Annotated in this window: 20 protein-coding genes and 1 pseudogene; 9 read left to right on the forward strand and 12 right to left on the reverse strand. The window is 42.5% G+C overall.

Annotated features, from left to right (window positions below):
• Position 1: 1 nt before the first annotated feature.
• The 3 genes and pseudogenes from SM12261_RS07445 to SM12261_RS07455 all read right to left on the reverse strand — a co-directional run bounded on the left by SM12261_RS07445 (position 2) and on the right by SM12261_RS07455 (position 2,070).
• A complete protein-coding gene (locus SM12261_RS07445; RefSeq protein ID WP_000234217.1) occupies positions 2 to 529 on the reverse strand; it encodes a YqeG family HAD IIIA-type phosphatase in 528 nt (175 codons plus the stop codon).
• Between the two features lie 16 nt (positions 530 to 545).
• Positions 546 to 1,451, reverse strand: coding sequence for a magnesium transporter CorA family protein (locus tag SM12261_RS07450; RefSeq protein WP_000242267.1), 906 nt, complete (start codon positions 1,449 to 1,451; stop codon positions 546 to 548).
• A 57-nt stretch (positions 1,452 to 1,508) separates the two neighbouring features.
• A pseudogene (locus SM12261_RS07455) lies at positions 1,509 to 2,070 on the reverse strand (mechanosensitive ion channel family protein).
• A 152-nt stretch (positions 2,071 to 2,222) separates the two neighbouring features.
• Between SM12261_RS07455 and sstT the strand changes: the two are divergent.
• Positions 2,223 to 3,428, forward strand: a complete 1,206-nt coding sequence (gene sstT, locus SM12261_RS07460; RefSeq protein ID WP_000720163.1) for a serine/threonine transporter SstT — start codon at positions 2,223 to 2,225, stop codon at positions 3,426 to 3,428.
• A gap of 67 nt (positions 3,429 to 3,495) precedes the next feature.
• Complete coding sequence (locus SM12261_RS07465; RefSeq protein ID WP_000028189.1) at positions 3,496 to 4,449, forward strand: aromatic acid exporter family protein; 954 nt, start codon at positions 3,496 to 3,498, stop codon at positions 4,447 to 4,449.
• Positions 4,450 to 4,903: 454 nt separating this feature from the next.
• On the opposite strand, the gene SM12261_RS07470 is transcribed toward SM12261_RS07465, so the two are convergent.
• On the reverse strand, positions 4,904 to 6,448 hold the full coding sequence (locus tag SM12261_RS07470; RefSeq protein WP_001025437.1) for a peptide chain release factor 3: 1,545 nt from the start codon (positions 6,446 to 6,448) through the stop codon (positions 4,904 to 4,906).
• 252 nt (positions 6,449 to 6,700) lie between these two features.
• The gene (locus tag SM12261_RS09740; protein WP_230529158.1) at positions 6,701 to 6,820 is read right to left on the reverse strand and encodes a putative holin-like toxin; all 120 of its coding nucleotides are present in this window, start codon (positions 6,818 to 6,820) and stop codon (positions 6,701 to 6,703) included.
• Between the two features lie 293 nt (positions 6,821 to 7,113).
• Between SM12261_RS09740 and gatC the strand changes: the two genes are divergently transcribed.
• The 7 genes from gatC (at position 7,114) to nusB (ending at position 13,259) form a co-directional block, all read left to right on the forward strand.
• Positions 7,114 to 7,416 carry an Asp-tRNA(Asn)/Glu-tRNA(Gln) amidotransferase subunit GatC gene (gatC, locus tag SM12261_RS07480; protein ID WP_000705419.1) on the forward strand — a complete coding sequence of 101 codons (303 nt, stop codon included), beginning with the start codon at positions 7,114 to 7,116 and terminating at the stop codon, positions 7,414 to 7,416.
• Positions 7,416 to 8,882, forward strand: coding sequence for an Asp-tRNA(Asn)/Glu-tRNA(Gln) amidotransferase subunit GatA (gatA, locus tag SM12261_RS07485; RefSeq protein ID WP_023946545.1), 1,467 nt, complete (start codon positions 7,416 to 7,418; stop codon positions 8,880 to 8,882). The genes gatC and gatA overlap by 1 nt, the downstream gene beginning before the upstream one ends.
• Entirely contained in the window at positions 8,882 to 10,324 is a 1,443-nt protein-coding gene (gatB, locus tag SM12261_RS07490) for an Asp-tRNA(Asn)/Glu-tRNA(Gln) amidotransferase subunit GatB (protein WP_001008638.1), read from the forward strand. The genes gatA and gatB overlap by 1 nt, the downstream gene beginning before the upstream one ends.
• A gap of 125 nt (positions 10,325 to 10,449) precedes the next feature.
• On the forward strand, positions 10,450 to 11,493 hold the full coding sequence (locus tag SM12261_RS07495) for a 2,3-butanediol dehydrogenase (protein WP_000224425.1): 1,044 nt from the start codon (positions 10,450 to 10,452) through the stop codon (positions 11,491 to 11,493).
• Positions 11,494 to 11,869: 376 nt separating this feature from the next.
• Positions 11,870 to 12,430 (forward strand): elongation factor P, encoded by a 561-nt coding sequence (gene efp, locus SM12261_RS07505; RefSeq protein WP_000568643.1) that lies wholly within the window; start codon positions 11,870 to 11,872, stop codon positions 12,428 to 12,430.
• 21 nt (positions 12,431 to 12,451) lie between these two features.
• Entirely contained in the window at positions 12,452 to 12,841 is a 390-nt protein-coding gene (locus tag SM12261_RS07510; protein WP_000510579.1) for an Asp23/Gls24 family envelope stress response protein, read from the forward strand.
• On the forward strand, positions 12,834 to 13,259 hold the full coding sequence (nusB, locus tag SM12261_RS07515) for a transcription antitermination factor NusB (protein WP_000203640.1): 426 nt from the start codon (positions 12,834 to 12,836) through the stop codon (positions 13,257 to 13,259). Before SM12261_RS07510 ends, nusB begins: the two co-directional genes overlap by 8 nt.
• A gap of 113 nt (positions 13,260 to 13,372) precedes the next feature.
• On the opposite strand, the gene SM12261_RS07520 is transcribed toward nusB, so the two are convergent.
• The 7 genes from SM12261_RS07520 to fabG are packed head-to-tail and all read right to left on the reverse strand — an operon-like array spanning position 13,373 to position 19,314.
• Complete coding sequence (locus SM12261_RS07520) at positions 13,373 to 14,140, reverse strand: acetyl-CoA carboxylase carboxyl transferase subunit alpha (RefSeq protein WP_001017402.1); 768 nt, start codon at positions 14,138 to 14,140, stop codon at positions 13,373 to 13,375.
• The gene (gene accD, locus SM12261_RS07525; RefSeq protein WP_001173357.1) at positions 14,137 to 15,003 is read right to left on the reverse strand and encodes an acetyl-CoA carboxylase, carboxyltransferase subunit beta; all 867 of its coding nucleotides are present in this window, start codon (positions 15,001 to 15,003) and stop codon (positions 14,137 to 14,139) included. Before accD ends, SM12261_RS07520 begins: the two co-directional genes overlap by 4 nt.
• 36 nt (positions 15,004 to 15,039) lie before the next feature.
• Entirely contained in the window at positions 15,040 to 16,407 is a 1,368-nt protein-coding gene (accC, locus tag SM12261_RS07530) for an acetyl-CoA carboxylase biotin carboxylase subunit (RefSeq protein ID WP_000488686.1), read from the reverse strand.
• 11 nt (positions 16,408 to 16,418) lie between these two features.
• Positions 16,419 to 16,841: a 3-hydroxyacyl-ACP dehydratase FabZ gene (gene fabZ / locus SM12261_RS07535; protein ID WP_000565517.1), complete on the reverse strand. Its 423-nt coding sequence runs from the start codon at positions 16,839 to 16,841 to the stop codon at positions 16,419 to 16,421.
• Entirely contained in the window at positions 16,838 to 17,323 is a 486-nt protein-coding gene (gene accB, locus SM12261_RS07540; RefSeq protein WP_001052228.1) for an acetyl-CoA carboxylase biotin carboxyl carrier protein, read from the reverse strand. The genes fabZ and accB overlap by 4 nt, the downstream gene beginning before the upstream one ends.
• A gap of 2 nt (positions 17,324 to 17,325) precedes the next feature.
• Entirely contained in the window at positions 17,326 to 18,561 is a 1,236-nt protein-coding gene (gene fabF / locus SM12261_RS07545) for a beta-ketoacyl-ACP synthase II (RefSeq protein ID WP_000774068.1), read from the reverse strand.
• A 21-nt stretch (positions 18,562 to 18,582) separates the two neighbouring features.
• Positions 18,583 to 19,314 carry a 3-oxoacyl-[acyl-carrier-protein] reductase gene (gene fabG, locus SM12261_RS07550; protein WP_001176199.1) on the reverse strand — a complete coding sequence of 244 codons (732 nt, stop codon included), beginning with the start codon at positions 19,312 to 19,314 and terminating at the stop codon, positions 18,583 to 18,585.
• Positions 19,315 to 19,320: the final 6 nt, after the last annotated feature.

Consider the following 19,320-nt stretch of genomic DNA (forward strand, 5'->3'; position numbering starts at 1 on the left):
GTTAAATTCCTTTTTTATATGTAATCGGTCCGTACTTTTCAGTGATTTTTCGCTTCACACGGCGCTCACGAGCTCGGTTGATCTGCGTTTTGATCGAGTCATGTTGGACCAAGGGTTTGACTAAAATCGAGCGAATGCCTGCACGGTGGGCTGCTCGTATATCTGTCATGAGCTGGTCGCCAACCATGACCACTTCACTTTTCTCATAATGAAATTCCTTCATGGCACGGTCAATCCCAAATGTGAAGGGCTTCAGAGCCCAATAAACGTAGTCAATCCCAAATTTCTCAACTGCTCGTTGGACGCGTTTTTTAGTGTTATTTGATACCACAATGATGCGAATGCCCGCGTCCCGAAGATCATGTAGCCATTGCTTCATCTCTGGCGTCCCGTCAGGGTTGTTCCAAGCAATGAGGGTATTGTCCAAATCGACCAAAACAGCCTTGATTCCATGCGCCTGCAGGCTTGGGACTGTCAGATCATAGACTGCTTCCACAGCAAAGTCTGGCATGTAGTTTTCAATCACCATTTTGGCTCCTTTTCTTTTATTTTCTAGTAATTTTCTTCAGCCATTGAGATAAGGCCACCCATAAAATCAAGCTAGTCATTAAGATATAAATCCAAGCATTTGGCTCTTCTGTAAATGGTAGAGGAACATTCATTCCGAAGAAACCTGTAATAACCGCAAGTACTGCTAGTAAGACGGAGATAATAGTCAAAATTGACAAACTATCATTCAAGTTATTGTTTAGGATGTTGTTGTAAGAAGCTGAGAGTTGTTGCAAGACTTGAGAAATCAAGTCTGTCATAGACACCAACTGATGGGCTTCAATCATGGCATCATCAAACTGCTCTCGTTCGACATCATTAAATCTCCGATAAAGAGCATGGCCCTGGATATGTTCCAAGAGGAGTCGATTTTGTTTTGCTGCTGCTGTCAAGTAAACCATACCAGTCTCCAAGTCAGAGAGGGCGAAGAGATTTTTCTTTGTTGTAGTTTGACGTAGCAAGGCACTAATTTCGTCCTTACTTTTATCCATCTCTTCAATGACAGGATAATAAGCGTTACTGATAATCTCTAAACCAGCAAAGAGAAACTTGTAAATAGAAAGCGACTCATGGCTATCCAGATAAGCTGACATCTGATCAATGACATAAGCATTCTTATGGTTGCTGATGGTAATCATTCGTTGTCTTTCGACGATAAAGGTCATGGGAATCGCTTCATAATATTCTTTGTCTTTTTCTAAATCAAGAACATTATAAATAAAGGTTACCGTCTCCGTTTCACGGTTATAATCCATATGAGCTCGTTCATTTCTATCCAGAGCATACTCAATGGTTTCCTTGTCCAATCCATAGATGTCAGAAAGATCTTCCATATTTTTAATCTTATCCACATCAAGGTCTATCCAGGTACAACCATTGCCCAACTGCTTTTCTAAAACCATCTTTTCTCCTTTATTAAACTCTTTCTATTGTACCACAAATTACTTAAAATAACAGGTCTAGTCTGTGCGTGAGAAATTGCTGACGACGGTGATATTCCGATTGGGAACGAAGTGCAGAACCTGATCTTCTCCTCTGAGTTGCGTTGTTCGAATGCCGACACTGACAACCTTGCCCGATACGGTAATAGGACCATTTGTCAAAACGACCTCATCTCCCACATCCAGTTGACGTTCAAAGAGGATGAAAAAGCCATTGATGACATCAGACAGAAAGCCTTGGGCTCCCATACCAATAGCTACCCCAGCAATCCCAGCACCTGCCAGCAAACTAGAGACTGGCAAGCCCAAAATAGACAAGATACAGTAAAGTAAAAAGAAATAGAGGGTATAATTAAACACATTCTCTAATAAACGTGAGATGGTTTTCTGACGCCCGACATCGTGGCGAGACATTTTTAAAGAAGGTTTAACAATTCTCTGCACCATGGTATGAAGTAGTTTCTTAGCTATATAGAATAGCAAAAATAGAAATAACAGAGAAATTAACTTGGTTAAGATATTCTCAATAATCGTTGTTATATCAATGCTTATTGAGGTAGGTTTGAATAAATTCTTGCATAGAAAACTCCTTTCATTTATTATACCATAGTTTCACAAGTGATGAATCTCCATAAATATTCAAAAATAATAGCCAAAATAGACAGAAAATTCTTGATTTTAGCTCCATATTTATACTATAATCATAAACATTACACACCAAAGGAGATTGTTATGAAAAAAATCATTCATGCTTGGAATAAGGCAAGCCTAATCAAACGGATTTTGATTGGTATGCTTATGGGAGGAACCCTAGGGCTGACACTTCCTAACATTTCAGGAATTGGTTTACTTGGAGATCTCTTTGTTGGTGGCCTCAAAGCCATCGCACCTATTCTAGTCTTTGCCCTCGTTGCCAATGCCCTTTCCCAACATCAAAAGGGTCAAGATAGCAACATGAAAACGGTTATCCTCCTTTACTTGGTGGGAACCTTTGCAGCGGCACTTGTTGCTGTCCTAGCAAGCTTCATCGTCCCTGTTGAGATTACCTTAAATAGTGCCAATACAGAAATCGCACCACCAGATGGAATTGGCCAGGTCCTCAGCAATCTCTTGCTCAAACTGGTTGACAATCCAGTCAATGCCCTCGTTACTGCTAACTACATCGGTATCTTATCTTGGGCAGTTGTTTTCGGGATTGCTATGAGAGAGGCCAGCAAAAATAGTAAAGAATTGCTGAAAACTATGGCTGATGTGACTTCTAAGATTGTCGAATGGATCATCAATCTAGCTCCATTTGGTATCCTTGGTCTTGTCTTCAAAACCATCTCTGATAAGGGAATCGGAAGCCTAGCTAACTACGGAATCTTGCTTGCCCTCTTGGTGACAACTATGTTCTTTGTCGCTCTGGTTGTCAATCCATTGATTGCCTTCCTCTTTATGAAGAGAAACCCTTATCCCCTCGTTTGGAAATGTTTGCGTGTCAGCGGTGTTACAGCCTTCTTCACTCGTAGTTCTGCGGCTAACATCCCTGTCAATATGAAACTTTGCCACGACCTCGGTCTGGATCCAGATACCTATTCTGTTTCTATCCCACTTGGTTCTACTATCAACATGGCAGGGGCAGCGATTACTATTAACGTTTTAACCCTTGCTGCAGTAAATACTCTTGGAATCCCTGTTGACTTTGCCACAGCCTTTGTCCTCAGTGTAGTAGCAGCAATCTCAGCCTGTGGTGCTTCTGGTATTGCCGGAGGATCCCTCCTTCTTATCCCAGTTGCTTGTAGCCTTTTTGGTATTTCTAACGATATTGCCATGCAAGTTGTTGGGGTTGGATTTGTGATTGGGGTCATCCAAGACTCATGTGAAACAGCCCTTAACTCTTCAACAGATGTCCTCTTTACTGCTGTTGCCGAATACGCAGCAGCCCGTAAAAAATAACTCATAAAGACAAGCCTGCTCAGGTCTTGTCTTTTCCGCTTTTATTATAACTTACTAGGAAATCCTTATGTCTATTAGCCAACGTACGACTAAGCTCATCTTAGCTACCTGTCTTGCCTGCCTTCTTGCTTACTTTCTCAATCTCTCCTCAGCTGTCTCGGCTGGAATCATCGCCCTCTTGAGCCTATCCGATACCCGTAGAAGTACCTTAAAACTGGCCCGAAATCGCCTCTTTTCCATGCTTCTAGCTTTGGTTATCGGAGTTCTGGCTTTTCACTTGAGCGGATTTCATATCTGGAGCCTCGGCCTCTATCTAGCCCTCTATGTGCCTCTAGCCTACAAGATGGGCTGGGAAATTGGCATCACACCAAGTAGCGTTTTGGTTAGCCATCTCTTGGTGCAAAAGTCAACCTCTCCAGACCTCCTAGTCAATGAATTCCTTCTCTTTGCTATCGGTACAGGATTTGCCTTACTGGTTAATCTCTACATGCCTTCACGAGAAGAGGAAATTCATCACTACCACACATTGGTAGAAGAAAAGTTAAAAGATATTCTCCAGCGCTTCAAATATTATTTATCCAGAGGGGATGGACGCAACCGAGCACAGTTAGTTGAAGAATTGGACACCCTTTTGGAAGAAGCCCTCAGACTGGTCTATTTGGATCACTCTGACCACCTCTTTCACCAGACTGATTACCATATCCACTACTTTGAGATGAGACAGCGACAAAGTCGTATCCTGCGAAACATGGCCCAGCACATCAACACCTGTCACCTAGCTGCCAGTGAGAGCCTGATTTTGGCCCAACTCTTTTCAAAAATTGCAGCTCAACTGAGCCAGACCAATCCTGCTTCTGATTTGCTAGATGAAATTGAACGCTATCTGGAAGTCTTCCGGAACCGTAGTCTACCCAAGACAAGAGAAGAATTTGAAACCCGCGCCACCCTTCTTCAACTCCTACGCGAGGCCAAAACCTTCATCCAAGTAAAAGTTGACTTTTACCAAAAATATGGACAGTAAAAAAGAAAACTTCAGACCAATCACAAAAGGTGAATATCTGAAGTTTTCTTTTATTTGTAAAGTTATTACCATAAAGGTTAATAATAAAATAAATAAGGCTTAATATTCAACATCTGTTTATAGAATGCTGAGATAAAATACTGCAAACTTTGCAGTATTTTTATCCACTACACGAAGTTTTGCAAATCGAGTCTATTTGCAAACGGAGTTAGTAAGGCAGTTACCCTTTTCTATCTACGACGGAAAAGTCCACGAATCGATACCATTCGTGGATTTTTCCTAGTGAAGCGTTTAGGTAAGCCGCCATAGCGGTTACCTATTATTAGATTACGACACTGAGTTTTACAAATCGATTCCATTTGTAAAACTCAGTTAGTGAGGCAGTTAGCTAGTTCGCCAAATAGCGACTAGCGTCCAACAATTAGGAACTTTAGTTCCAATTGTTGGTACTGAGTCACATCTTCTCTTCCAACTCTACGTCTGGATACTTATCCGCAAACCAGCGGAGGGCAAAGTCATTTTCAAAGAGGAAGACTGGTTGGTCAAAACGGTCTTTAGCCAAGATATTTCGACTTGATGACATTCGTTCATCCAAGTCCTCAGGCTTGATCCAACGAACGGTCTTTTTACCCATTGGGCTCATGACTACTTCCGCATTGTACTCGCCTTCCATGCGGTGTTTAAAGACTTCAAACTGGAGTTGACCAACAGCTCCCAGCATGTACTCGCCTGTTTGGTAATTCTTATAAAGCTGAATAGCACCTTCTTGCACCAGTTGCTCAATCCCCTTGTGGAAGGATTTCTGCTTCATGACATTCTTAGCAGAAACTTTCATAAAAATTTCAGGAGTGAAGGTTGGCAGTGGTTCAAATTCAAATTTGTTTTTTCCAACTGTCAATGTATCCCCAACCTGATAAGTTCCTGTATCGTAAACCCCGATGATATCTCCTGCCACGGCATTGGTCACATTCTCACGACTTTCAGCCATAAACTGGGTAACATTAGACAGTTTAGCACCCTTACCAGTACGAGGCAAGTTGACACTCATGCCACGTTCAAATTCACCCGATACGATACGTACAAAGGCAATACGGTCACGGTGTCGAGGGTCCATGTTGGCTTGGATTTTAAAGACAAATCCTGAGAAGTCCTTATCGTAAGGATCAACAATTTCTCCGTCTGTTTTCTTATGTCCATGTGGCTCTGGAGCAAACTTGAGAAAAGTTTCAAGGAATGTTTGCACACCAAAGTTTGTCAAAGCTGAACCGAAGAAGACTGGTGTCAATTCTCCAGCCAGAATAGCTTCCTCTGAAAACTCATTCCCAGCTTCATTTAAAAGTTCAATATCATCCTTGACTTGCTCGTAGAAAGGGTTGCTGCCAAAAAGCTTGTCCCCATCTTCTAAACTAGCAAAACGCTCATCCCCTTTATAGAGCTCCAAGCGTTGGTTATAGAGGTCATAGAGCCCCTCGAAGGCTTTCCCCATCCCGATTGGCCAGTTCATCGGGTAACTCGCAATGCCTAGTACTTCTTCTAATTCTTGCAAGAGGTCCAGTGGCTCACGTCCATCACGGTCTAGCTTGTTCATAAAGGTGAAGACCGGAATGCCACGGTGTTTCACAACCTCAAACAATTTCTTAGTCTGAGCCTCGATACCCTTGGCAGAGTCCACGACCATAACAGCAGCATCCACCGCCATCAAGGTACGATAGGTATCTTCTGAAAAGTCCTCGTGCCCTGGGGTGTCTAGGATGTTGACGCGCTTACCATCGTAGTCAAACTGCATAACAGATGAAGTCACCGAAATCCCGCGTTGCTTCTCGATATCCATCCAGTCAGACTTGGCAAAAGTCCCTGTTTTCTTTCCTTTTACGGTACCAGCCTCACGAATCTCGCCCCCAAAGTAGAGCAACTGCTCAGTGATAGTTGTTTTCCCCGCGTCCGGGTGGGAGATGATGGCAAAGGTACGACGTTTCTTAATTTCTTCTTGAATATTCATAAGTTCTCTTTCTTTGATTCTCTATTTTTCTTGTTTCAATAGCTAAGAATGATTTCTACATTGGATTTTACCATTCCTTTCAACACTCCATTATATCGGATTTTAGCATTTTTTTCAATTTCTATTTTATATCAGACACTGCTAAAGTAGAACAATTCCCCTTGCAATTTTTCAAATAAATGTTACAATAAATATAGAAAAAGGTGTTGCGACAACAACACCCCACAGAGCCGTTTAAGACGGTGGCTGTAATTACATAACTAAAAAATAGCTCGTTAACTCGCCAAAGTTAGGACGGCTATTTTTTGTCTCTTTTACCAATTCAAGGATGAACCTTAGGAGCGTGATAACAAAGTTACCAGCTACAAACATGAGTGTCAAAGCCTCAAAAGGGGACAAATCTGGTTACTCCTTTCTACTAAGATTTTACAGGTTCTGCACATAAGCATCACCATCCTTTCGATTTTGTAACCACCGTCTTCACTTCTCTGTTAAACTATTGTACCATATATTTTCCCCTTTGAAATCCGCTTTTCAAATAAATCATCATCAGAATCCGTTCTCCATCCTATACCTGTCTTTTTTCATCTTTCCTTCCCTTATTTATAGGAAAATATGGTAAAATAGAACAGACTAAAAATCATCATTTCACGAAAGGATGCAAGATGAAAATTACGCAAGAAGAGGTAACACACGTTGCCAATCTTTCAAAATTAAGATTCTCTGAAGAAGAAACTGCTGCCTTTGCGACTACCTTGTCTAAGATTGTTGACATGGTTGAATTGCTGGGCGAAGTTGACACAACTGGTGTCGCACCTACTACAACCATGGCTGACCGCAAGACTGTACTCCGCCCTGATGTGGCCGAAGAAGGAACAGACCGTGATCGCTTGTTTAAAAACGTACCTGAAAAAGACAACTACTATATCAAGGTACCAGCTATCCTAGACGATGGAGGAGATGCCTAATGACTTTCAACAATAAAACCATTGAAGACTTGCACAATCTCCTTGTCTCTAAGGAAATTTCAGCAACTGAATTAACACAAGCAACACTTGAAGATATCAAGTCTCGCGAGACCGCTATCAACGCTTTTGTTACCATCGCTGAAGAGCAAGCTCTTGCTCAAGCTAAAGCTATTGATGAAGCTGGAATCGATGCTGATAATGTCCTTTCAGGAATTCCACTTGCAGTTAAGGATAATATCTCTACAGACGGTATTCTTACAACTGCAGCCTCAAAAATGCTCTACAACTACGAGCCAATCTTTGATGCGACAGCCGTTGCCAATGCAAAAGCGAAAGGCATGATTGTCGTAGGGAAAACCAACATGGACGAGTTTGCCATGGGTGGATCAGGTGAGACTTCTTACTACGGTGCCACTAAAAATGCTTGGGACCACAGCAAGGTCCCTGGTGGATCATCAAGTGGTTCTGCTGCAGCTGTAGCCTCAGGACAAGTTCGCTTGTCACTTGGTTCTGATACTGGTGGATCTATCCGCCAACCTGCTGCCTTCAATGGGATCGTCGGTCTCAAACCAACCTACGGAACAGTTTCACGTTTCGGTCTCATTGCCTTTGGTAGTTCATTAGACCAGATTGGACCTTTCGCTCCGACTGTTAAGGAAAATGCCTTCTTGCTCAATGCTATTGCAAGCGAAGATGCCAAAGACTCTACTTCTGCTCCTGTCCGCATTGCCGATTTTACTTCAAAAATCGGCCAAGACATCAAGGGCATGAAAATTGCTTTGCCTAAGGAATACCTTGGTGAAGGAATTGACCCAGAGGTTAAGGGAACCATTCTGAACGCAGCCAAACACTTTGAAAAACTTGGTGCTATTGTTGAAGAAGTGAGTCTACCTCACTCAAAATACGGTGTTGCCGTCTACTACATCATTGCTTCATCTGAAGCTTCATCAAACTTGCAACGTTTTGACGGTATCCGTTACGGCTACCGCGCAGAAGATGCAACCAACCTTGATGAAATCTATGTAAACAGCCGTAGCCAAGGTTTCGGTGAAGAGGTTAAACGCCGTATCATGCTTGGCACATTCAGTCTTTCATCAGGTTACTATGACGCCTACTATAAGAAGGCTGGTCAGGTCCGTACCCTCATCATCCAAGATTTCGAAAAAGTCTTCGCGGATTACGACTTGATTTTGGGCCCAACTGCTCCTAGTGTTGCCTATGACTTGGATTCACTCAACCACGACCCAGTTGCTATGTACTTGGCTGACCTCTTGACCATACCTGTAAACTTGGCAGGACTGCCTGGAATTTCTATTCCTGCTGGATTCTCTCAAGGTCTGCCTGTCGGTCTCCAATTGATCGGTCCTAAGTACTCTGAGGAAACCATTTACCAAGCTGCTGCTGCTTTTGAGGCGACAACAGACTACCACAAACAACAACCCGTGATTTTTGGAGGTGATAACTAATGAACTTTGAAACAGTCATTGGACTTGAAGTCCACGTAGAGCTCAACACCAATTCAAAAATCTTCTCACCTACTTCTGCCCACTTTGGAAATGACCAAAATGCCAACACTAACGTGATTGATTGGTCTTTCCCAGGAGTTCTGCCAGTTCTTAATAAAGGTGTTGTCGATGCCGGTATCAAGGCTGCTCTTGCCCTCAACATGGACATCCACAAAAAGATGCACTTTGACCGCAAGAACTACTTCTACCCTGATAATCCAAAAGCCTACCAAATTTCTCAGTTTGATGAGCCAATCGGTTATAACGGCTGGATTGAAGTGGAGCTAGAAGACGGTACAACTAAGAAAATCGGTATCGAACGTGCCCACCTAGAAGAAGATGCTGGTAAAAACACCCACGGTACAGATGGCTACTCTTATGTTGACCTCAACCGCCAAGGGGTGCCATTGATTGAGATTGTATCTGAAGCTGACATGCGTTCTCCTGAAGAAGCCTATGCTTATCTAACAGCCCTCAAGGAGGTTATCCAGTACGCTGGTATTTCTGACGTTAAGATGGAAGAGGGTTCTATGCGTGTGGATGCCAATATCTCCCTTCGCCCTTATGGTCAAGAGAAATTCGGTACCAAGACAGAGTTGAAGAACCTCAACTCCTTCTCAAACGTTCGTAAAGGTCTTGAATACGAAGTCCAACGTCAAGCTGAAATCCTTCGCTCAGGGGGTCAAATCCGTCAAGAAACACGCCGTTACGATGAAGCTAACAAGGCAACCATCCTCATGCGTGTCAAGGAAGGAGCTGCAGACTACCGCTACTTCCCAGAGCCAGACCTACCAATCTTTGAAATCTCAGACGAGTGGATTGAGGAAATGCGAACTGAGTTGCCAGAGTTTCCAAAAGAACGCCGTGCGCGTTATGTATCTGACCTTGGCTTGTCAGACTATGATGCTAGTCAGTTGACGGCAAACAAAGTCACTTCTGACTTCTTTGAAAAAGCTGTTACCCTCGGTGGCGATGCCAAACAAGTCTCTAACTGGCTCCAAGGGGAAGTCGCTCAGTTCTTGAATGCCGAAGGCAAGACACTAGAACAAATCGAATTGACACCAGAAAACTTGGTTGAAATGATTGCCATCATCGAAGACGGCACTATCTCTTCTAAGATTGCTAAGAAAGTCTTTGTCCACCTAGCTAAAAATGGCGGAGGAGCGCGTGAATACGTTGAAAAAGCAGGTATGGTTCAAATCTCAGATCCTGAAATCCTGATTCCAATCATCCACCAAGTCTTTGTCGATAACGAAGCGGCGGTTGCCGACTTCAAGTCAGGTAAACGTAACGCAGATAAGGCCTTCACAGGATTCCTTATGAAAGCAACCAAAGGCCAAGCCAACCCACAAGTCGCCCTTAAACTCCTTGCTCAGGAATTAGCGAAGTTGAAAGAAGATTAATATGTAAAAGAAACCAGCCTTGAGGTTGGTTTTTTCTTGACAAATACAAGGAAAGCGTTTACAATGTTACATGTAAAGTTTCCTAAAAAGAAAACTAAAAATCGTAACAATAAGGAGTTATTCATATGGCTACAATGAAAGCAGCTCGCTGGCATGCAGCAAAAGATGTTCGTATTCAAGAAGTAGAAGTCCCTGAGGTACTTCCGCACCAAGTAAAAGTTGCTGTTAAATTCACGGGAATTTGTGGTACTGACCTCCACGAATTTTTAGATGGCCCTATCTTCATCCCAACAGAAGAACATGTCTATTCTGGTCAAAAAGCACCAGTAACACTGGGACATGAATTTTCTGGTGAAATTGTAGAAGTCGGAAGCGATGTTACTCGTGTTAAAGTTGGTGATCGTGTTGCTGTAGAACCAATTCTAGCTAAGAATAACTTAGTTGGTAATTATAATTTGGATCCAAACCTTAATTTTGTCGGTTTGGCTGCAGACGGTGGATTTGCCAAATATTGTGTTTTAGACGGTGACTTAGTACATGTCATTCCAGATAGCTTAAGCTATGAGCAAGCTGCTCTCACTGAGCCAGCTGCTGTTGCAGTTTATGCAGTTCGTCAATCAGCACTAAAAGCTGGTGATACTGCTGCTGTCTTTGGCTTAGGTCCGATTGGTCTCTTAATTATAGAAGCCCTTCGTGCAGCGGGTGCTTCTAAGATTTATGCTGTTGAACTATCACCTGAACGTCAAGCAAAAGCTGAAGAGTTAGGAGCTATCGTTGTCCGTCCGGAAGAAGGTGAAACAGCTGTTGAAGCTATTCATCGTTTAACAAACGGTGGTGTAGATGTTTCTTATGAAGTAACGGGTGTGCCAGTAGTTTTAGGACAAGCCTTAGCTGCCGTACATAAAGCAGGTGAGTGCATGGTGGTCTCTATCTGGGAACGAGAAGCAAATATTAATCCGAATGAATTTGCAATCCAAGAAAAGACACTAAAAGGAATCATTGCTTATCGTCATATCTTCCCTAAAGTATTAGAATTGATGGAACAAGGCTACTTCTCTGCTGAAAAATTGGTTACTAAGAAAATCAAATTGGAAAATATCGTCGAAGAAGGCTTTATCGAATTAACTCAAGATAAGTCACAAATTAAAATTTTGGTAGAACCAGAATAAAAATCAATCTTTTTAAGACAATACTAACAGGTCGGAGTAAGCTTACTTCGGCCTTTTGAAATATAATACTCTTCGAAAATCTCTTCAAACCACGTCAGCGTCACGTTACCGTATATATGGTTACTGACTTCGTCAGTTCTATCCACAACCTCAAAACAGTGTTTTGAGCAACCTGCGGCTTGCTTCCTAGTTTGCTCTTTGATTTCCATTGAGTATGAGAAGAAATATGGTAGATACTCTTTAACATTAACCACTCCACCTGACTAGGCAATATTCTTTTTCTCCCCTACCATCTCCCAATAACTATTTTGGCTTTATTTCCAGAAGATTTTATGGTAAAATGAAGAGTAATAATATTTATTAAAGAGGTAAAAACATGATTGAAGCAAGCAAATTGAAAGCTGGTATGACATTTGAAACTGCAGACGGAAAATTGATCCGCGTTTTGGAAGCTAGCCACCACAAACCAGGTAAAGGAAACACAATCATGCGTATGAAATTGCGTGATGTTCGTACTGGTTCTACATTTGACACAAGCTACCGTCCAGAAGAAAAATTCGAACAAGCTATTATCGAAACTGTCCCAGCTCAATACTTGTACAAAATGGATGAAACTGCCTACTTCATGAACACTGAAACTTACGACCAATACGAAATCCCAGTCGTAAACGTTGAAAATGAATTGCTTTACATCCTTGAAAACTCTGATGTGAAAATCCAATTCTACGGAACTGAAGTAATCGGTGTAACTGTACCAACTACTGTTGAATTGACAGTCGCTGAAACACAACCATCTATCAAAGGTGCTACTGTTACAGGTTCTGGTAAACCAGCAACTATGGAAACTGGACTTGTTGTCAACGTTCCTGACTTCATCGAAGCTGGACAAAAATTGATCATCAACACTGCAGAAGGAACTTACGTTTCTCGTGCCTAATCTCTAGAAAGAGGTCATTCTATGGGAATTGAAGAACAATTTGGCGAAATCGTTATCGCTCCACGTGTACTTGAAAAAATCATTGCCATCACAACTGCTAAAGTTGATGGTGTCCACTCATTTTCAAATAAATCCGTATCTGATACCCTATCAAAACTCTCTCTTGGTCGTGGCGTCTACTTAAAAGAAAGCAACGAAGAACTAACTGCTGACATCTACCTCTACCTTGAGTACGGTGTGAAAGTACCAAAAGTTGCTCTTGCTATTCAAAAAGCAGTCAAAGATGCTGTCCGAGATATGGCTGATGTGGAACTTGCTGCTGTTAACATCCATGTTGCAGGAATCGTTCCAGATAAAACACCAAAACCTGAGTTGAAAGATCTATTTAACGAGGACTTCCTCAATGACTAGTCCATTATTAGAATCTAGACGCGAACTTCGTAAATGCGCTTTTCAAGCCCTCATGAGCCTTGAATTCGGCACAGATATGGAAACAGCTTGTCACTTTGCATATACACATGACCGTGAAGATGAAGATGTGCAAATCCCTGCCTTTCTTCTGAACTTGGTTTCTGGTGTTCAAGCTCAAAAAGACGAGTTGGATAAACAAATCAACCAGCACCTCAAGTCAGGCTGGACAGTTGAACGATTGACCTTGGTCGAAAAAAACTTACTACGCTTGGGTATCTTTGAAATCACATCATTTGATACACCTCAGCTGGTAGCAGTCAATGAAGCTATTGAACTTGCTAAGAATTTTTCAGATCAAAAATCAGCCCGCTTTATCAACGGACTGCTTAGTCAATTTGTAACTGAAGAAAATGAATAATCGAAAAGGTGTTTGGTTTCCCAAGCACCTTTTACCTCGTCCTTGATACAGAGTAAGAACCACATAAAAACTAGAACTGACTGCCAGTTCTAGTTTTTATGTATTCTGAGGTATTAGTATTTTCTAAATCGTTGATAGCGCTCTTCCAACAACTCTTCTAACGGTTTTTGTGAAAGTATGGCTAGCTCAGTTTGGAGTTCTTTTTTGACACTCTTAATCAGTTCTTTACTAGAAAGTCCTGCTTCAGAAATCACCTTATCCACCACGTCCATTTCTAACAATTCATGTGAGGTGATTTTCATCAGCTCTGCCGCTTCCATGGCACGAGTACCATCTTTCCATAGAATAGAAGCAAAGCCTTCTGGGCTGAGAATGGCATAGATGGAATTTTCCAACATCCAGACACGGTCTGCAACGGCTAGAGCCAGAGCCCCACCTGAACCACCTTCACCTATAATGATGGCGATAATCGGAACTTTCAGGTCACTCATTTCCATGAGATTGCGAGCAATAGCTTCTCCCTGACCACGTTCTTCCGCTCCCACACCAGGATAGGCACCTGCAGTATTGATAAAGGTCACAACTGGACGACCAAACTTTTCAGCCTGTTTCATCAAACGTAGGGCCTTACGGTAGCCTTCTGGATGCGGTTGACCAAAATTCCGCTTGAGGTTATCTTGTAAACTCTTGCCTTTTTGGATACCAACCACTGATACAGTTTGGTCCCCAAGCCAGCCGATACCACCAACAACTGCACCATCGTCACGAAAAGAACGGTCACCATGTAATTGGATAAATTCATCAAAAATGCCTGTCGCAAAGTCCAAGGTTGTCAAGCGACTCTGCTCACGCGCTTCTCTGACTATTTTTGCAATATTCATCTAGGACTCCCTCCATGCAATCTGACTAGGCTAGAAATGGTGTCTGGCAAGTCTCTTCTTTTGACAATAGCATCCACAAAGCCATGTTCCAATAGGAATTCTGCCTTTTGGAAATCCTCAGGCAAGCTTTCACGAACCGTATTTTCAATGACACGACGCCCAGCAAAACCGACCAAACTCTGTGGTTCAGCCAGAATGATATCACCTTCCATAGCGAAAGAAGCTGTCACACCACCTGTCGTTGGATCTGTCAAAATGGTCAGATAAAAGAGACCAGCATTTGAATGGTGCTTAACTGCTGCAGAGATCTTGGCCATCTGCATGAGACTCATGATTCCTTCCTGCATACGGGCTCCACCAGAGGCTGTGAATAGAACAACTGGCAATTGTTCGACAGTCGCATACTCAAATAAGCGAGTGATTTTTTCACCTACAACTGTACCCATAGAAGCCATGATAAAATTGGAATCCATAATCCCAAGAGCCACAATCTGACCTTTAATAAGAGCTGTTCCTGTCACGACGGCTTCGTCCAGACCAGTTTTTTCACGCATAGTTGCTAGTTTCTTTTGATAACCAGGGAAATGCAAGGGATCCTTGCTTTCAATCCCTGTAAACAATTCCTTGAAGGTTCCCATATCAATCGTCAAAGCCAAGCGTTCTTGGGCAGAAATACGAAAGGTATAGCTACAATGTGGACAGATGCGCTCACTTCCCAGATCCTTCTGATAGATGGTATGCTTACAGCCTGGACACTGGGAGAATAATTCATCTGGAACCTCTGGCTTAGCTTGAGGTTTTTCCCTAACCGAACGATTGGGATTGATTCGAATATACTTATCTTTTTTACTAAATAGAGCCATTGATTCCCCTTTTCGGTTTAAACTCTTGAAGTCATTTTATTCTTTTTCTTGATACTTGGGTAAAAATGTTTCCATCAAGAAGGAAGTATCGTAATCTCCAGCAATGACATTGCGATCTGAAATAAGGTCAAGCTGGAAATCTGCATTGGTCTGCACCCCTTCAATCTCTAATTCATAGAGGGCACGTTGCATTTTCATCAAGGCATCAAAACGATTTTCACCGTGAACGATGATTTTAGCAATCATACTATCATAATAAGGTGGAATGGTATAGCCTGGATAAACTGCTGAATCCACGCGCAAGCCAACTCCACCACTTGGCAGATGGAGATTGGTAATCTTACCTGGACTAGGAGCAAAGTTGAAGGCTGGATTTTCTGCATTGATACGACACTCGATGGCATGACCGCGTAGGACAATATCTTCTTGCTTAACAGACAGAGGCTGACCTGCCGCAATGCGAATCTGTTCCTTAACGATATCCACACCTGAAACAAATTCTGTTACTGGATGTTCTACTTGTACACGAGTATTCATCTCCATAAAATAGAATTTACCACTGGCTTCATCAAGAAGAAACTCAATGGTCCCTGCATTTTCATAACCAACAGACTCTGCAGCTCGAACAGCAGCCGCACCGATTTCATGACGCAGCGTTTTTCCGATTGCAATTGAAGGACTTTCTTCCAAAACCTTTTGGTTATTCCGTTGAAGAGAACAATCCCGTTCCCCCAAGTGAATCACATTTCCGTGTTCATCTCCTAAGATTTGAACCTCGATATGACGAGCTGGATAGATGACCCGTTCTATGTACATGGCACCATTTCCATAATTGGCCTTGGCTTCGCTAGAGGCCGTTTCAAAGGCTGAAACGAGGTCTTCTGGTTTTTCAACCTTACGAATCCCTTTACCACCTCCACCTGCTGAAGCCTTGAGCATAACAGGATAGCCAATTTTTTCAGCGACAGTCAAAGCTTCCTCAGAGTTATGCACTTCTCCATCCGAACCTGGAATGACTGGAACACCAGCTTTGATCATCTGAGCACGCGCATTGATTTTGTCTCCCATCATATCCATGACATGACCAGATGGGCCGATAAACTTAATCCCCACCTCTTCACACATGGTTGCAAATTTGGAATTTTCACTGAGAAATCCAAAACCTGGGTGAATAGCCTCAGCCTCAGTCAAGACTGCAGCTGATAGAACCGCATTAATATTGAGATAAGACTCTGTAGGCTTACCAGGACCGATACAAACCGCTTCATCTGCCAAAAGCGTATGAAGGGCTTCCTTATCAGCAGTTGAATAAACCGCTACCGTCGCAATCCCTAATTCACGCGCCGCACGGATAATACGGACCGCAATTTCACCACGATTGGCAATTAAAATTTTTCGAAACATGGAGAACCTCCTTAGTTCCCTATTGCAAAGGTTAGAGTACCACTGGCTGCAAGCTTGCCATCCACTTCAGCCTTTGCTTCAACCACAGCTATGGTGCCACGACGTTTTACAAACGTTGCCGTCATAACTAATTGGTCACCTGGTACAACTTGCTTCTTGAATTTAACCTTGTCCATACCAGCATAAAAGACCAGTTGTCCTTTATTTTCAGGCTTAGACAACTCCAAGACACCAGCAGTTTGCGCCAAGGCTTCCATAATCAGAACACCTGGCATGACAGGGTATTGAGGAAAATGACCGTTGAAGAAGGGCTCATTGATGGTTACATTTTTGATGGCAACAATGGTATCCTCGCTCACTTCCAACACACGGTCTACTAGGAGCATAGGATAACGGTGGGGAAGGGCTTCTTTGATTCCTTGAATATCGATCATTTGATACGTACCAATCCTTTACCAAACTCAACCATTTCTTCATTAGAAACGAGAATTTCTGTTACCACACCATCCTTAGGAGCTGGGATTTCATTCATGACTTTCATGGCTTCGATAATTACCAATGTTTGGCCTTTTTTAACACTATCACCAACTGTTACAAAGGCAGGTTTATCTGGACCAGCAGCCAAGTAAGCCACCCCAACAAGTGGACTCTCTACAACATCTCCCTCAGCAGCTACACTTGTTTCAGCTGGAGCTTGAACTTCTTCTGCTACAGGCTCTGCTGGAGCAGATGTAGGAGCCGCTGGACTTGGTGTTGCTAGAACGGGCGCTGGAGCGACTTGAGCTGCAACTTCGGATACGAGTCTAGCTTCATTCTTGCTAAACTGTAACTCATCCGTCCCATTTTTATAAGAAAATTCTCTCAAACTTGACTGGTCAAATTGAGCCATCAAGTCTTTAATATCGTTTAAATTCATAGTTATTTATTCTCCCAACGTTTGAAAGCAAGAACTGCATTGTGGCCACCAAAACCAAAAGTATTTGAAATAGCGTATGGAATTTCTTGCTCCAAGCCTTGTCCATAAACGACATTGGCTTCGATATAATCTGATACTTCACTTGTTCCAGCTGTCATTGGTACAAAGTTATGACGCATAGCCTCGATTGTTACGATAGCTTCTACCGCACCTGCAGCCCCCAGCAAATGTCCTGTGAAAGACTTGGTTGATGATACAGGTACTTCCTTACCAAGAACAGCCACGATCGCACCACTTTCTCCTTTTTCATTAGCAGGAGTTGACGTTCCGTGAGCATTGACATAGGCTACTTGCTCTGGAGAAATCTCAGCTTCCTCCAAGGCTAGTTTGATGGCCTTGATAGCTCCCTGACCTTCTGGATGTGGTGAAGTCATGTGGTATGCATCACAAGTATTTCCGTAACCAACCACCTCAGCAAGGATAGTAGCCCCACGTTTTTCAGCGTGTTCAAGGCTTTCAAGAACCAACATCCCAGAACCTTCACCCATGACAAAACCATTACGGTCCTTATCAAATGGAATGGAAGCACGAGTTGGGTCCTCTGTAGTTGAGAGAGCAGTTAGGGCTTGGAAACCAGCAATAGCAAAAGGTGTGATAGAGGCTTCTGAACCACCTACCAACATAACGTCTTGGAAACCAAATTTAATTGAGCGGAAGGCATCCCCAATCGCATCATTTGATGAAGCGCAGGCAGTATTGATAGATTTGCAAACACCGTTTGCTCCAAAACGCATAGCAACATTTCCTGAAGCCATATTTGGTAAGGCTTTTGGAAGGGTCAATGGTTTCACACGTTTTGGTCCTTTGTCATTTAGGCGAAGCACTTGATCTTCAATTTCTTTGATTCCACCAATACCAGAGGCCACGATAACACCAAAACGATCCTTGTCAAGAGTCTCTACATCAAGACCTGCATGATTAACGGCTTCTTGAGCTGCGTACAAGGCATACAAAGAATAGTTATCGAAACGATTGGTATCTTTCTTAACAAAGTATTTATCAAAAGGAAAATCTTGTATTTCCGCTGCATTATGCACATCAAAGTCACTATGATCAAATTTTGTAATTGGACCAATTCCGATTTTTCCAGTTGTCAAACTATTCCAAAATTCTTCTGGTGTATTTCCGATTGGAGATGTTACTCCATAACCTGTTACTACTACGCGATTTAGTTTCATCTTTTTTACCTCTAGCTTCTGCTACATACTTAAGCCACCATCAATGGCAACCACTTGACCAGTTAGATAATCTTGGCCTGCTAAAAATACTGTTAAATCTGCAACCTGCTCTGCCTGCCCAAATTCTTTCATAGGAATTTGTGCCAGCATAGCATCTTTTACCTTGTCTGATAGAACAGCTGTCATATCGGACTCAATCATTCCAGGTGCAATAGCATTAACCCTGATATTGCGATTGGCCACTTCACGAGCCACAGACTTGGTAAAACCAATCAAACCAGCCTTAGAAGCTGCATAGTTAGCTTGACCGATATTTCCCATCAAACCAACAACACTAGACATATTAATGATAGCACCTTCTCTAGCTTTTATCATCGGTTTCAAGACTGATTGTGTCATGTTAAAGGCACCAGTCAAGTTAACCTTGAGCACTTTTTCAAAATCTGCTTCTGTCATCTTGAGCATCAGGGTATCTTGGGTAATTCCTGCATTGTTAACCAAAACATCTACTGAACCCAGCTCTGCAATAGCTTGATCAACCATACGTTTAGCGTCTACAAAATCTGACACGTCTCCTGATATAGGAACCACCTTGACACCATAGTTTGAAAACTCAGCGAGCAATTCTTCTGAAATTGCACCACGACTGTTTAAAACAATATTGGCTCCTGCCTGAGCAAACTTGTGGGCAATGGCAAGACCAATCCCCCGACTCGAACCTGTAATAAAGATATTTTTATTTTTTAGTTGCATTCTTTT

The sequence above is a fragment of the Streptococcus mitis NCTC 12261 genome, from assembly GCF_000148585.2.
In the GTDB taxonomy this organism is placed as follows: domain Bacteria; phylum Bacillota; class Bacilli; order Lactobacillales; family Streptococcaceae; genus Streptococcus; species Streptococcus mitis.